The sequence below is a fragment of the Promicromonospora sp. NPDC023987 genome, assembly GCF_040639055.1.
Classification (GTDB): Bacteria; Actinomycetota; Actinomycetes; order Actinomycetales; family Cellulomonadaceae; genus Promicromonospora.
Genome location: NZ_JBEZZF010000048.1, coordinates 32361 through 46148 on the forward strand (window position 1 = coordinate 32361; position 13788 = coordinate 46148).

Here is a 13788-nt window from a genome sequence, read left to right on the forward strand (position 1 = left end):
CGCGTGGGAGTCACAACCCCGTTCTCGTCGCGGCGGCGACGTCAGCAGGCAGGGGCCACCGGGCCGGACGAGCCCGTGTGGACGTACGCGTCCGAGACCCAGTTGCCCCGGCCGATCCGGTTCCACACATTGGTGGTGCCGACGGTGCCGGTGATCGTGGTGCCGCGTGCTGTGCACTCGATGACCACGTTCGCGTGGTTGCCCGCCTGTCCGACGGCGGCGCGGCCGGTGCTCGGGCCCGAACGCACGGTCAGCGGCCGGCCGTCGGTGCGGACGATGCCCTTGCGCCCGGAGCCGGTCCAGAGGTAGGTCACGGTGGTCCAGGCATTGTCGGTCAGCCCGACGCCCTCCCAGAACGTGCCGTCGCCGAGGTCGATCCCCGCCGGGTTGGCCACCCGCCGGCCGAACCCGTCGCGCCCTCCGTTGTAGCCGTCCTGGTAGGCGGACTGCGCCTGCGGGCGGCCCTGCGGCAGGTCGGCCCAGGACTGACGGGTCTCGGCCCCGTTCCAGTAGTCGTCGGTGGTGTTCCACGGTCCGACGTCCCAGACCGGGGCGTACGCGCAGCGACCGGTGCTCTCGGCGCAGACCCGCACCGAGTAGCTGCCGGAGTCCTTCGCCGACAGCCCGCGCCGCGACGGCAGCGCGACGAAGTGGTCGCGCTTCTTGATGACGTGCCCGTTCGCGGTGGTCCCGCCCACCAGGCCCTCGCGCGTGGCGAAGACGCGGTACGAGTCCGCGCCGGACGTCGGTGCGGCCTCCGTCTCCGCTTCCTGCAGCGACTGCGACCGGCGCGGGCCGGGCGTGAGCGTCACCGTCCGCACGGCCGGGCTCACGCCGGCCTCGCCGACCAGCGTGACGCGGGCCTGGACCGTCTCGGACGGCACCGGCAGCGGTGACCCGGCCGGGACCCACTCGGTCCAGGAGTCGGGTCCCTGACCGGTGAGCCGACCGCGGACGTCCACCAGCACGGAGGTGCCCTCCGGTGCGGTGGCGTCGACGTCGGCCGCGACGTCGCCCGCGGGGGACGCGAGGGTCGTCGGCTCGGCGACGAGCTGGCCCGACACCTCCTGAGGCACCCCGGGCCCGGGCCCGGACCCGGACCCGGACCCGGACCCGGTCCCCGAGCGGTCAGCGGACGCAGAGGCCGAAGCACCGGCCCCGGACGGCTCGAGGTGCAGCGCGCCGGCCTGGTACCGCACCCCGGCGTCGTCGCCGTCGAGGGTGGCGAGATCGACGGACCAGGCCTGCGCGGCAGCTCCGGGGCTGGTCGCTGCTCCCGCGACGGCACCGGCTCCTGAGGCGAGAGCGAGCGCGCAGGCGGTGGCGGCGGCCACGGCGGTGAGGCGCGCGGCACGGCGACGCGTCGTGCGTACCTGGATCAGCATGGGGTGAATCTATGCGTTCGGATATTCCCCCGCGCGGTGAAGAGGTGAGATCTCGGTGCCCGGGCAACCGGTGCGGCTCCGGACGGTGCCCCGCGTGGTGCATGATCGGGGGAGCACCCAGAGCAGCACTTCCGAGCAAGGAGTACCACGTGTCCGAGTTCCTGGCCGACAAGCCCGGCAAGCACGACCTCGACGGCGACGGCGTCACGGACGTCGAGACGGCAGACACCGACGGTGACGGCGTGGTGGACGCCCAGTTCGAGGACTACGACGCCGACGGGGTACCCGACGTCGAGCTGCACGACACCGATGGTGACGGGCGGCCCGACGTCGTCGTGGAGACCGCCGGCGGAACGCGGACGATCTCCGTGGACACCGATGGCGACGGCGAGGACGACGCCGTGGACTCCTTCCGCGCCTGATCCGGTCCGGCCAGCGGTTCAGACCCCTGGCTGGACCTGTGCCGGCGCCTGTGCCGGCCGACCGTAGGTCAGCCGGCGCAGCGCCACCTCTGCCGGGCCGCGCCGGCCCGTGCGCTCCTGCCACACGGCGAACGCGACGGTGAGCCCCCAGACGCCCAGGGCGTAGAGCAGCATGGTCCACGAGGTCAGGTGCTGGCCGAGCCCGAGACCCCACGCGGCCAGGACCGGCGCGCACAGCACGGACTGCAGCAGGTACGAGGTCAGGGAGCGCTTGCCGACCGCCTGGACGGCACCGGCGAACGGACCGTCCGTGGTGAACAGGTCGTTCGACGGCTTGCCGCTGCGGCGCAGCGCGATCCGGTGGCCGATGAGGCCGAACAGCGCCACGTAGCCCAGGCCGCCGAAGAAGCCCGTCAGGATCTGCACGGGGAGGAACACCCAGCCCGCGTGGTCGGGCACGGTGATGGCGCCGACATGGTCGAGCGCGGACGGCAGCGGGCCGAGCCAGCCGACGGCGATACCGACGACGGCCACGCGGCGCAGCAGCGGCAGGTGCTCGCCCGGGTTCTCCAGGATGCGGCGCCGCCCCGCCCAGAACGCGAGCAGCAGCATCATCGGCACCACGAGCATGAGCACGCCCTGGCCGATCGACCCGAGCGTCCACCAGCCCAGGCGGTCGCCGATCGAGGCGAGGTACGACGTCGCGGCCACCGAGTCGGTCGTCGGGCCGAAGTCGGCGACGATCGACCGCGCGACGGGGTCGTCCGCCGGGATCTGCGCGGTGAACCAGGCGCCGACCACGGCGAACACCGTGCCGATCGTCAGCAGGCCGCCGAACACCCACGTCCACACGATGAGCGTGACGTCCTTGGCCTGGAAGAAGAGCCACACCATGAGCAGGCCCGCGATGCCGTAGGCGCCGAGCACGTCGCCCATCCAGAGCAGCGCCGCGTGCACGAACCCGAACGCGAGCAGGAGCCAGTTGCGCCGCTGCAGCAGCCTGCGGGCGGCGTCCTCGAGGGTCCCCGAGGACACCTGGCGGTTGTAGAGCTGCATCATCCCGTAGCCGAACAGGAACGCGAACATGGGATAGGTCCGCAGGTCCACGAGCACGATGACGAGGAAGTCGGTGACCCTGTCGAGGGCGGACCCGTCGGCCGGGTGCGACGCCCAGGGGTTCAGCTCGAGACCCCAGAGGTAATAGGGCGTGTTCGCGACGGCGATCAGCAGGAGCATGAAGCCGCGCGCGAGGTCGGGCGCGGGCGAACGCTCGGAGGCCTGGACGGGGCCCCGGGCGAGAACTGTGGTGGGCATGGGTCCATCCCAACAGGTCGCGGCCCCGGCCGCGACAAAACTTCGGACCCGGGATCAGGCGGCCTGCTCGGCCAGCCGGGCGCGCTCCTCCTCGACGATGCGCCGCGCGAGCTCGGCGTCGGCGACGTCGGTGGCGCCGGGCGCAACGGCCACGGTGGACCGGCCGGCGTACTCGGCGAACAGCTCCGCCTTGGTGCCCAGGATCTCCAGGAGCCGCTCGTCCACGCTGTCCTCGACGAGCAGCCGGTGCACCTGCACGGTGCGGACCTGGCCCATCCGGTGCGCCCGCGCGATGGCCTGCGCCTCGACGGTCGGCTTGACCTGCGGCTCGCACAGGATCACCACGGAAGCGGCCTGGATGTTCAGCCCGACGCCGCCGGCCTCGATCTGGCTGACCAGCACCTTCGGCTCGGGCGCCCGCGTGAACTCGTCGACCAGCTCCTGCCGCCGTCGGGCGGGCACCGAACCGGTGATGGGCCCGATCGCGAGGGGGCCCAGCTCGGCCAGGACCGCCTCGATCACGTCGCGGAAGAACGAGAAGACGACCACCTTGCGGTTGTTGTCCATCGCCTCGGCGACGATCTCGCGCAGCCGCACCAGCTTCGCCGTCGGCTCCGGGGCCTCGACGAACGCGGCTCGGCGCATGTCCGCGAACGACCGCTTCAGCACCGCCCGCCGGTAAGCGGCGCCGTCGTGCTTGCCGAACCGCTCCCACTCGTCCACCTGGACCAGCTCGGGCAGCTCGGTGAGCACGTCCTCCTGGTTGCGCCGCAGGTACACGGAGGCCACCGACCGGCGGAACGCCGCGGCGCCCGCCAGGCCCGCCGCGGGGTCGATCGAGGCGGCGACGTCGGGCTTGAGGTAGTGCACGAGGTTGCGGAACTCGTCCACGGTGTTCTCCATGGGCGTGCCCGACATGAACAGCACCCGCTCGGCCGCGCGGGCCCAGTCGGCGGTCCGCTCCGAACGCTGCGCCCGCGGGTTCTTCACGTAGTGCGCCTCGTCGACCACGAGCAGGGCCGGCCGGGGCAACCCCTCGGCGCGCAGGTGCCCGAGCTGCGGGAACGTGACGATGCCGACGCCGCCGTCGGCCACCCAGGTGCGGATGCCGGCGTCGCGGTCGTCGCCGTGCAGCACCCGGGGGTGCAGCCGGGAGTGCGCGGCCACCTCCCTGGCCCAGTTGGCGGCGACGCTCGCGGGGCAGACGACCAGGAAGTGCCGCCGGCCGCGGGCGGCGAGGTGCGCCATCGCCGCGATGGCCTGGACGGTCTTGCCGAGCCCCATCTCGTCGCCGAGGATCGTGCGCCGCTGCACCAGCGCGTACCGGGCGCCGAACGCCTGGTACCCGCGCAGCGAGACCGTCAGGAGCGAGGTGTCCAGGTCCTGGGCAGAGACCTGGTCCACCACCTCCTCCGGTAGGTAGCCCTCGGCCGCCTCCACGTCGACACCGAGGTCGACGAGCTCGCCCAGCGCGGTGTAGTAGGCCGCGGCACGGGCCTCGTAGTCGCGCCAGACGTCCGCGTCCGACGTGCTGGTCAGCGTGTGGTCCAGACGCCGCAGGGCATCGGTGACCCCCGAGGCGTCGAGGCCGGCCACGGTCTCGCGCAGCCCGGTCAGTGCCGTGTCCGCCGCCGCGGTGCGCTCGCGGCCGGCGAAGAGACGTCTGACCAGCGTGGTGCGGAGAGCTCCCACCTCGGCCAGGCGGGCGAGCTTCGGGACGTCGACGTCGGCCCGCTCACCCCACGCGTCGAAGAACCGGGCGACCTGCTCGTGGGTGTGCAGCGCGCGGACCAGGTCGGTGACGAGCGGGTCGTCCGGGTTGGCCTCGATGCGGAACGTGAGGGCCTCGTCGACGGCGTCGAAGATCTGCCGGGCGGCCTCGCGCAGCAGGCGAGCGGTCTTCGGCCCGACGCCGCCGATCGCGTCGAGCTCCTGGGGGGTGGCGCCCAGCACCTGGGCGACCGTGCGGAACCCGGCGGCCTCGACCGGTCCGACCCGCACCCGCCCGGTGCTCACCTCGCGGATCCGGTCGACGGGCACCTCGGCGAGCTGCGCCAGCACCCGGGCGTCGCGGACGGCGCGGTACGCGACCCGTACGCGTTCCGGAGCCGCGCCGCGCTCGGTCAGCGCGTCCGTGCCCAGGGCATGCCGCGTACGGGCCTGCTCGAGAAGCTCGCGGGCAGCGGCACGGGACCAGGTCTCCATGGCGGCTGACGGTACTGCGTGCGAGCCGGGACCAGGTAGTCGGCACACGCCGTCGCGCGGGCCGTGGCGCATACCGGGACTGAACGCCCGTTCTGGTAGTTTCGTCGCACCGTGGACAGGAGGAACGAGTGAGCACGGACGCACTGCCTCAGCAGGCACTGGCGGCGCAGGTCACCGCAGCAGGGGAGACGACGCCGGGCGAGACAACGTCAGGCGCGACGTCGCAGGCGGCGCTGGACGTCGCCGAGCGCGACGCCGGCCCGGAGCAGGTTGCGAGCCCCGCGCAGGTTGCGAGCCCCGCGCAGGTCGCGGGCCCGGAGCAGGTCGCGGGTCCCGAGCAGGACAAGGCCCCGGAGCAGGACGAGTCGCCGGAGCGCGAGGAGAACCTCGAGACGCGCACGGTCGCCCGGCTGCACGAGATGGTGGCCTCGGGCGCGGAGAAGCTGCCCGGCGAGGCCGGCAGCACCGTGTCGCGGCTGGCCGTCGCACTGCTGTCGTTCGGCAGCCAGGCTGCGACGAACGACGAGGACAAGCCCACCACCAAGCTGGTCGGGGAGGCCGTCCAGCTGTTCCGCAGCCTGGACGACGACGACCCGACCAAGCAGCGTGCCGTCCTCGAGCACGCGATGGAGACGTTCACGACGTCGGTGGTCGGCGGCAAGGAGCGCTCGCAGGTGCTCGAGGTCGCCGAGGAGGCGATGGGCCTGTGGGCCAAGCTGCGCGGGACGTCGTCGGACCTCGCGAAGTCGGACGCCGCCGTCTCGATGCGGTCGCTCTCCAGCGCGCTGCGCAAGGAGGGTCGCGACGAGGAGGCGGACGAGACGGAGAACGAGGCCAAGCGCCTGGAGTCCTGAGACTCGGGTCCTGAGTCTCCAGTGCTGGGTCCCGAGGTCTGGGTCTCGAGTGCTGAGGCTCGGTCCTGAGCCCTGGCTCCGACCGGAGCAGTCCCGACTCCTGACCGGAGCGCGCGCCAGCTCGCGCTCCGGTCAGCCCGTGCCCTCGTCGGTGCCGACCGCGCCGACCGCGCCGCCCGACAGCAGTGCGGACCCGCACGTCGGCTCGTCTTCGAGCTCGACGTCGGCGGGCAGGTCGGCGGAGGTCGGTTCGCGTCCCGCCATGGCACAGGCCCTGGCGATCATCTGCTCGTCCGAGAAGGTCCACTCGGTCGTGACGCCGTGGTCCTGCACCACGACGAGCTGCCCGTCGTCGGCGTACACGTCGTTCGGCTCGGCCTCGCCACCGGGACTGTAGAGCTGGGTCGCCAGTCTGCCCACCCGCTGACCCGTCTCGATGTCGAAGAACACCAGCTCGGCACCCTGGTTCCTGGCCACGAGATCAGGTCCCGGCAGCACGGCAAGGACGTCACCGTAGCTCCCCTTGAGGCGCAGCGGTACGGAGCTGCCGGGCCCGGCCACGCTGCGCAGCCGCACCGCCGAGTCCACGCCGAGGGTGACGAGCCGGTCGGGCTCCGGCGTGATCGCACCGGGCTGGGCGTCCATCATCCGCACCTGTTGCACCGAGCTGCCGCGCACGGTCCAGACGTCCGTCCCTTCCTTGGCGGCGACCTCGAGGTCGGCGACCCGGAGCGCGAAGTCGCGGGGGGCGACGGCGACGCGGCTCCCGTCGGCGGTGACGGCGACCCGCCCTGGCTCGTCCCACTCGGAGGCGAGCCGTGGGATGTCACCCAGCGGGCCCGGGACGTACAGGGCCGTGCTCTCGAGCCCTGCGTCGAGCAGGTAGAGCCCGGAGCACGCGTCCACCAGCAGGATGTGGTCCTGCGTCCGCCGGGCACTGACGAACGTGGTGCAGCCCGGGTCGCGCCCGTCGAGGGCCGGCACCACCAGCCCGCGGAAACCCGCTTCGTGCCCGGCGACGGTGCCGCCCTGGGTGCGGTAGGCGTTGCCCTCAGGCGTTACCAGCAGGAGTCGGTTCTCGTCCAGCCAGACCGGCAGCAGCGGCTTGCCCACGTCGTCGCTGTCGGCAGGCAGGCTCACCGTGCCGAGCCCGTGGACCATGACGGTGCCGTCCGACCAGGACATCGCGACGCTCGCCGGCTCCGTCGGCTCCCCACGATAGGTGCTGATGACCGGCGTCGGCCCGGGCGGTCCCGCCGGCCCCCCTGCGTCCGCCCCCTGCGCTTCCGCGGCTGCGCCCGCCGAGCTCGGCAGCGGTGTGTCGCCGTCGGTCTCGGCGGTGCTCCACAGGGCGATCCGGTCGCCCGATGCCGCCACGACGTGGTCCGGCCCGACCAGCACCGGCGGGCCCGGCCGTCGGACGCCGGACAGGTGCCAGGCCCGGTGCTCGCCGGTGCCCCCGTGGATCTCGCACGTGACCAGCCCGGTATCGGTCGTGAGCAGGGCACGGCTCGTGGCGTCGTCGATCGCCACGATCTCCGGGTCGGCCCAGGCGCGCGGCACCGGGCAGGACGCCGAGCGGGTCGAGCTGTCGGCCCAGTGGTGCACGGTCACCGTGGTGCCCTCCGCGCTGGAGTGCAGGCTCGCCCAGTCCCGCAGGGACGGCGACGGGACGGCGCCGTCGGGCAGCTCCACTGACCCGGCCGCGCTCAGGGCGAGGGAGTCGAGGCTGCGGACCTCGAGCGTGCCCGCCGCGGCGTCCGCCACGGCAAGGGTCCGGCTGGAGCCGACGGCGAGCGAGGTGACCGTCAGGGGCGTGTCCGTCAGACCGTAGAACGCCAGGTCCTGCTCGTCGGGGCGGTGGGGATCGCCGTCGGCCTGCAGGACGGAGAGGTCCCGGCCGGCCAGGGTGATGCTGCCGATCCGGTTCCGTCCGGTGTCGGCGTCATGCCACGCGACGATCAGCAGGCCGCCGTCGGGTGTGACGGCGACCGCCGTGGTGCCCGCGAGGTCGAGGTGCGTCTGCCGGCTGGTGAGCCCGTCCGGCAGCGGCCCGAACCGGCCGATGGTCACCCCGAGATCGTCCACCGCCGCGACCACCGAGCCGTCCGCGCTCCCGGCCACCACGGTCCGGCCGGGCGGGGACGCCTGCACCAGTGCGGACACCCGGGAGAACGGGGTCCGGTCACCGCGCAGCACGGTCGGGCCGCCGTCGTCGGGGTTCCATCGCACGAGGTCGCCGGCGTCGGTGCGGCCGACGACGCCCGTGCCGGTCGCCTCGATGTCGGCGAGCGCCACGTCCCCCGGCACGTCCACCGTGCGCAGCAGGTACGGGTCCGCCGGCTCGTTCGCCGTGACCGCGTTGAACAGGGCTGTGCGGGTCTGGCCGTCCCTGAGCCTGCGCACCGCCTCGACCGCCAGCAGCTGGGCCGTCGTGGGGTCGTCCTGGTGCACCATGTGGGACGTCGCACCGAGCAGGTGTGCCGCGTTGGCGTTCACCGCGTCGTTCGCGCGCTCCGCCTCACGTTCCGCGAACGCGAACGCGCCGATCGACAGGGCCAGCATGACCCCGAGCGCGAGGTTCACCAGGCGCCCCCGCATGCTCGCGGAGCTCTGGCGCGCGATGTGCGCGCTGAGGATCTCCTCCGTGCTGACGTCGGGCCCGCGCAGCGGGGCGACGAGCTCTGCGAGCGCCGTCGGCAGCTCCGGGCTGTGCCGCCAGAAGCGCCGCTGACGCAGTCGCGTCAGGTCGGTCCACTTGGGCTCGTGATCGAGAGCCTCGGCGAGCGGCGCGGGCAGTGCGGTGCTGCTGATGGTGTCGATCTCGTTCGCCGTCTGGTCCCAGACGATCCTGCCGCTCGTCATCGCGATCAGGAGGGTGTCGATCCCGCGGTGCTCCAGCCACCACTCCACCTCCTTGGCCACGTACTTGGAGCTGGCGGCTCCCTCGGAGGCGAACAGGATGAAGTACTCGGAGCGTTCGAGCTTGCGCTCGATCGCGTCCCACAGGCTGGAGTTGTTCGCCAGCCCGGTCCGGTCGAGAAAGATGTTGAGGTCGGGTACGTCGTCGCGCTTGTCGACGTCGAGCAGCTGCTGGTGGAACTCCGGCGCGAACTCACCGTCGGAGTCGCGGCTGTAGGACAGGAAGGCGTTGTACCGGTAGTCGCGCGGCTCACGGCGCGCTCTGCCGACAGGGCGTAGGGAACGGCCTGTCCGGTTGGTCATCCTCGTACCCGCAGCCCTTCCTCGGCGAAGGTGGTGGACCGGAGAAACGTATCGTCCCGGTGGGTCGTGTCGCCGCTGGTCGTGACGCTAACCACCTTTAAGGTGAATTGCACGGTTAGACGCGGGTGTGTGTCGGAGGTCGTTGCTCGAACGAGGAGGCAGGCGATGGCGGCACCGGAGCTGATGGCACCGCGCGGCGGGTCCCGGCGGCTGCGGGTGCGCCGGTCGTGGGTACGGGCGAGCTTCGTCGTGCTGTTCGGTGTGGCCTTCGGGCTGGGCCTCTGGGGCTTCTGGATCTACCGGACCTCCCCGGACTTCGCGTGGGGCACCACCGCGTGGGACGTCGTCTACTACTCCGTCCAGCTCTTCGTGCTCGGCGCCGAGGCCACGAACGAGGGCGGCGACCTGCCCTGGCAGCTCCAGACGGCGCGGTTCCTCGCCCCGGTCGCCACCGGCTACGCCGTGTTCGAGGCCGTGCGCTCCCTGTTCGCCGACCAGTTCGTGCTGATGCGCACCCGCCGGATGCGCGGGCACGCGATAGTCGTCGGGCGCACGCCCGCCGCGGGCGTCATCGCGGAGGCGCTCGCGGCGCGGGGCGCGCTGGTCGCGCGGACCGCGGCCGGGGACGCCGAGTCGCTGCGCAACGCCGGAATGTCCGGTGCCGCCGTGCTGTACGCCTGCGAGGGCGAGGACGACGAGCCCGGCGTCAACGTGCTCACGGTGGCGGTGGCCAACCGCGCGGACCGGGACCCCGACCTGCCGGGGCTGCGGCTGAACGCGCACGTCAGCGACCCGGAGCTCGCGCTCGCCCTGCAGGCCCGCCACCTGAGCCACCCGCAGCCGGGGGTGGACTTCTTCACGCTGGGCGAGCTGGTCGCCCGCTCCCTGGCCCGGCGGGACCATGTCCTCGCCCGTGGCGCCGCCCCGCACGTCGCGGTGGTCGGGCACGGGACGTTCGGCCGGGCGCTCGTCGTAGCGTTCGCTCGCCTGCGGAGCGTCGAGATCGCCTCCGGCGGAGAGCCCCTCACCGTGACGCTGGTCGGGCCCGGTGCGCAGGAGGCCGCCCGGGCGCTGCGGGCGCGCTGGCCTGCCGTGCGTGCGGCGTGCCGCCTGGTGCCGGTGGAGACGTTCGCCGACGTGCGGGCCCCCGGCGCGCCCCAGCGGGTCTACGTGTGTCACGACGACGACGGCGACGCGCTCCGCAACGCGCTGCGGGACAGCGACCTCTGGCGTGCCGGTGAGGGTGCGGTCGTGCTCCGGCTCAACCGGCTCGCCGGGCTGGGCGGCCTGTTCGGCACCCACGACGGCGCGATCCTCGACGACCTCGGGGGGCGCCTCGACGTCGTCGAACCGGGCACGCTGCTGCGCAAGGCGACCGCGCCCGGCGCACTGGTGCACGACGACGTCTACGACCTGATGGCGGTCTCCGCGCACCTGACCTACCTGCGCAACCAGCGAGCGCGCGGCGTCGCCTGGCAGAGCACCCCTGCGATGGTCTCGTGGGCCGACCTCTCCGAGGACCTCCGTGCCGCGAACCGCGCCCAGGTGCGTGCCATCCCCGACCGGCTGCGCCAGATGGGCTGCACCGTCGCGCCCGCGAGCGATGCCGAGCACGGGCGGATCCCCGAGCCGGTGGTCGACGCGCGGGCCGTGGACGAGCACGAACGATGGATGGCGGACAAGCTCGCCGCCGGCTGGACCTACGGGCCCGAGCGGGACGACGTCCGCCGTCTGCACCCGGACCTGCGGCCCTGGGACGACCTGTCGGAACCCGACCGGGAGAAGGACCGCGCGGCGATCCGCGCCATCCCGGTGATCCTGGCGGACTTCGGCCTGCACGTCGTCCCGCTCGACGACGACGCGGGCTTCGAGGCCGCGGACGTTGCCGTCCCCGACCCGCGCGGCGTGGTCCGCGGCTGGCGGATGTTCGGCCGAGGACGTGCCGAGCAGCCGAGCGAGGGCTGACGCAGGGGCTGACAGGATGAGCACCATGCGAAGCGTCACCCTCCTCGGCTCCACGGGCTCCATCGGTACACAGGCCATCGACGTCATCGGGCGCAACCCCGACCGGTTCCGCGTGGACGCCCTGTCCGCAGGCGGCTCGGACCTGCCAGCCCTCGCACGGCAGGCGGCTCTCCTCGGCGTCCGCGCCGTCGCCGTGGCTGACGCCGCCGCGCGCCCCGCGCTGACCGCGCTGCTCCGTGAGGCGGGGGCCGACGGCGTGGAGGTGCTCGCCGGGCCCGGCGCCGCGACCGAGCTGGCCGGCCGGGGGAGCGACGTCGTGCTCAACGGCATCACCGGGTCCGTCGGCCTGCGCCCCACGCTCGCCGCGCTCGCCGCCGGGTCGACGCTGGCGCTCGCGAACAAGGAGTCCCTCGTGGTCGGTGGCGCACTGGTCAAGGCAGCGGTGCGCCACGAGGGCCAGATCGTGCCCGTCGACTCCGAGCACTCCGCCATCGCGCAGTCGCTGCGGTCCGGCGCCGCCGCCGAGGTCCGCAAGCTCGTCGTGACCGCGAGCGGCGGGCCGTTCCGGGGCCTGTCGCGGGCCGAGCTGCGGGACGTCACGCCCGCGCAGGCCCTGCGGCACCCGAACTTCTCGATGGGCCGGGTGGTGACCACCAACTCCGCGACCCTGGTGAACAAGGGGCTCGAGGTGATCGAGGCACACCTGCTGTTCGACCTGCCGTTCAGCGCGATCGACGTCGTGGTGCACCCGCAGCAGATGATCCACTCGATGGTCGAGTTCGTCGACGGCTCCACGATCGCGCAGGCCGGCCCGCCGCGGATGCTCGTGCCGATCGCGCTCGGCCTCTCCTGGCCGGAGCGCCTCGCCGACGTCGACGTGGCGATCGACTGGACCAAGGCCGCCACGTGGGAGTTCGTGCCGCTGGACGACGACGCCTTCCCCTCCGTCGGTCTGGCCCGGCAGGTCGGCGAGACGGGCGGGACCCACCCGGCCGTCTACAACGCGGCGAACGAGGTGTGCGTCGACGCGTTCCACGACGGCGCCATCGGGTTCCTCGACATCGTCGACACGGTGGCGGCCGTCGTGGAGGCGCATGCGACGACGGACGCGGGCGAGGCGACGTCGGTCGAGGGAGTCCTGGAGGCAGATGCCTGGGCCCGCCGGCGCGCGGCGGAGATCCTCACGTCGGCCTGACACCGCCGCCGTCATTCCCTTCGAAACCTAAGTTACTTCGCTTTGAGCCGCCGCAAAGCGAAGAAACTTAGGTTTCGAAGGGGACTGGACCAGCCCCGGCGGTCAGCCGACGGTGCGGGCGGCGCCGGCGAAGCCGTGGTCGACCGGGCCGTGCCCGCTCCACGGTCCGCGTGCAGTTCCGGTGCCGCCGATGACCAGGTCGTCCGCGGCGCGGAGCGCCCCGGTCAGGTAGTCCTTCGCGGCGCGTACCGCCGGTTCCCAGCCGTCGTGCCCCGGGCGCAGGACGGCGCACGCCGAGCTGAGCGTGCACCCGGTGCCGTGCGTGTTCCGGGTGGGGATCCGCGGGGCCGCCAGGGCGACGACGCCGTCGGGCCCCGCGAGGTGGTCCACCGACTCGGCGGAGTCGAGGTGCCCACCCTTCACCAGGGCGAACCGCGCCCCGAGCTTGAGCAGCAGGTGGGCCTGGTCCGCGGCCTCCGTGTCGTCCCCGGCCGGCTCGGCGCCGAGCAGCACGGCGGCCTCCGGCAGGTTCGGCGTGACCAGGTCGGCGAGGGGCAGCAGCTCGTCGCGCAGCACCGCCTCGGCGTCGGCCTCCAGCAGGCGGTGGCCCGACGTCGAGACCATCACCGGGTCGAGCACCACGTACGGCGCGGGTCCGGCGGACCGCAGCTCGCGCAGGACCGCGGCGATCGCCCGCGCGACGACGGCGTCCGTCGTCATGCCGATCTTGACCGCATCCACCGCGACGTCGGCGAACAGGGTCTCTAGCTGCGCGGTCACCATTTCGGCGGGCACGGGCAGCACCCTCGTGACGCCGGTGGTGGACTGCGCGGTCAGCCCCGTGAGCACCGCGCAGCCGTAGCCGCCGAGCGCCGCGAAGGTCTTCAGGTCGGCCTGGATCCCGGCACCCCCCGAGGGGTCCGAGCCGGCGATCGTCAGCGCCACGACCGGATGGCCGGGCGGACGGGTACGCGCGACGACGTCGGGCAGAGCAGGACCAGAACCCATGAGGCGTTCCCTTCGCTAGAATTACCTAGAGCAGGTTCACGGGTGCTTCTCAGCCGGGCTCTCGCCCTGGCGCCCCGCGCCAACGGACTCACCCTAAGGCGGGGACGGCGGTGTTCGGAACGCGACCCGGGCCGACGGCGGTAGAGGGGCCCGGTGTGGCACGTGGCCTGCGGCCCTGACTCGCGGTACCCGGTACGGCGCCGGGAGGGTGACGA

Annotated in this window: 9 protein-coding genes and 1 riboswitch; of the genes, 4 read left to right on the top strand and 5 right to left on the bottom strand. The window is 73.3% G+C overall.

Features of this window, described 5'->3' with window-relative positions; translation table 11 throughout:
- Window positions 1-41 precede the first annotated feature (41 nt).
- Window positions 42-1385, bottom strand: a complete 1344-nt coding sequence (locus AB0F40_RS19325) for a hypothetical protein (RefSeq protein ID WP_357471113.1) — start codon at window positions 1383-1385, stop codon at window positions 42-44.
- Window positions 1386-1534: 149 nt separating this feature from the next.
- On the opposite strand from AB0F40_RS19325, the gene AB0F40_RS19330 reads away from it, so the two are divergent.
- On the top strand, window positions 1535-1807 hold the full coding sequence (locus tag AB0F40_RS19330; RefSeq protein ID WP_357471116.1) for a hypothetical protein: 273 nt from the start codon (window positions 1535-1537) through the stop codon (window positions 1805-1807).
- Between the two features lie 18 nt (window positions 1808-1825).
- On the opposite strand, the gene AB0F40_RS19335 is transcribed toward AB0F40_RS19330, so the two are convergent.
- The gene (locus AB0F40_RS19335; protein ID WP_357471119.1) at window positions 1826-3121 is read right to left on the bottom strand and encodes a DUF418 domain-containing protein; all 1296 of its coding nucleotides are present in this window, start codon (window positions 3119-3121) and stop codon (window positions 1826-1828) included.
- A gap of 54 nt (window positions 3122-3175) precedes the next feature.
- A complete protein-coding gene (locus AB0F40_RS19340; protein ID WP_357471122.1) occupies window positions 3176-5326 on the bottom strand; it encodes an SNF2-related protein in 2151 nt (716 codons plus the stop codon).
- Between the two features lie 128 nt (window positions 5327-5454).
- Between AB0F40_RS19340 and AB0F40_RS19345 the strand changes: the two genes are divergently transcribed.
- Complete coding sequence (locus AB0F40_RS19345) at window positions 5455-6180, top strand: hypothetical protein (protein WP_357471125.1); 726 nt, start codon at window positions 5455-5457, stop codon at window positions 6178-6180.
- Window positions 6181-6312: 132 nt separating this feature from the next.
- Here AB0F40_RS19345 and AB0F40_RS19350 read toward each other — a convergent pair whose 3' ends face one another.
- The gene (locus tag AB0F40_RS19350) at window positions 6313-9405 is read right to left on the bottom strand and encodes a hypothetical protein (RefSeq protein WP_357471128.1); all 3093 of its coding nucleotides are present in this window, start codon (window positions 9403-9405) and stop codon (window positions 6313-6315) included.
- 165 nt (window positions 9406-9570) lie between these two features.
- On the opposite strand from AB0F40_RS19350, the gene AB0F40_RS19355 reads away from it, so the two are divergent.
- Window positions 9571-11370: a RyR domain-containing protein gene (locus AB0F40_RS19355; RefSeq protein ID WP_357471131.1), complete on the top strand. Its 1800-nt coding sequence runs from the start codon at window positions 9571-9573 to the stop codon at window positions 11368-11370.
- Window positions 11371-11395: 25 nt separating this feature from the next.
- Window positions 11396-12565 (top strand): 1-deoxy-D-xylulose-5-phosphate reductoisomerase, encoded by a 1170-nt coding sequence (dxr, locus tag AB0F40_RS19360; protein ID WP_357471133.1) that lies wholly within the window; start codon window positions 11396-11398, stop codon window positions 12563-12565.
- Window positions 12566-12667: 102 nt separating this feature from the next.
- Here dxr and thiD read toward each other — a convergent pair whose 3' ends face one another.
- Complete coding sequence (gene thiD, locus AB0F40_RS19365) at window positions 12668-13573, bottom strand: bifunctional hydroxymethylpyrimidine kinase/phosphomethylpyrimidine kinase (protein WP_357471136.1); 906 nt, start codon at window positions 13571-13573, stop codon at window positions 12668-12670.
- Window positions 13563-13660: riboswitch (TPP riboswitch) on the bottom strand. It overlaps the preceding gene by 11 nt.
- Between the last annotated feature and the right edge of the window lie 128 nt (window positions 13661-13788).

Excerpts from the sequence above, each read along its gene's own strand:
- AB0F40_RS19325 (WP_357471113.1), bottom strand. The coding sequence starts at position 1,385 with ATGCTGATCCAGGTACGCACGACGCGTCGCCGTGCCGCGCGCCTCACC.
- AB0F40_RS19335 (WP_357471119.1), bottom strand. The coding sequence starts at position 3,121 with ATGCCCACCACAGTTCTCGCCCGGGGCCCCGTCCAGGCCTCCGAGCGT.
- AB0F40_RS19340 (WP_357471122.1), bottom strand. The coding sequence starts at position 5,326 with ATGGAGACCTGGTCCCGTGCCGCTGCCCGCGAGCTTCTCGAGCAGGCC.
- AB0F40_RS19350 (WP_357471128.1), bottom strand. The coding sequence starts at position 9,405 with ATGACCAACCGGACAGGCCGTTCCCTACGCCCTGTCGGCAGAGCGCGC.
- AB0F40_RS19355 (WP_357471131.1), top strand. The coding sequence starts at position 9,571 with ATGGCGGCACCGGAGCTGATGGCACCGCGCGGCGGGTCCCGGCGGCTG.
- dxr (WP_357471133.1), top strand. The coding sequence starts at position 11,396 with ATGCGAAGCGTCACCCTCCTCGGCTCCACGGGCTCCATCGGTACACAG.
- thiD (WP_357471136.1), bottom strand. The coding sequence starts at position 13,573 with ATGGGTTCTGGTCCTGCTCTGCCCGACGTCGTCGCGCGTACCCGTCCG.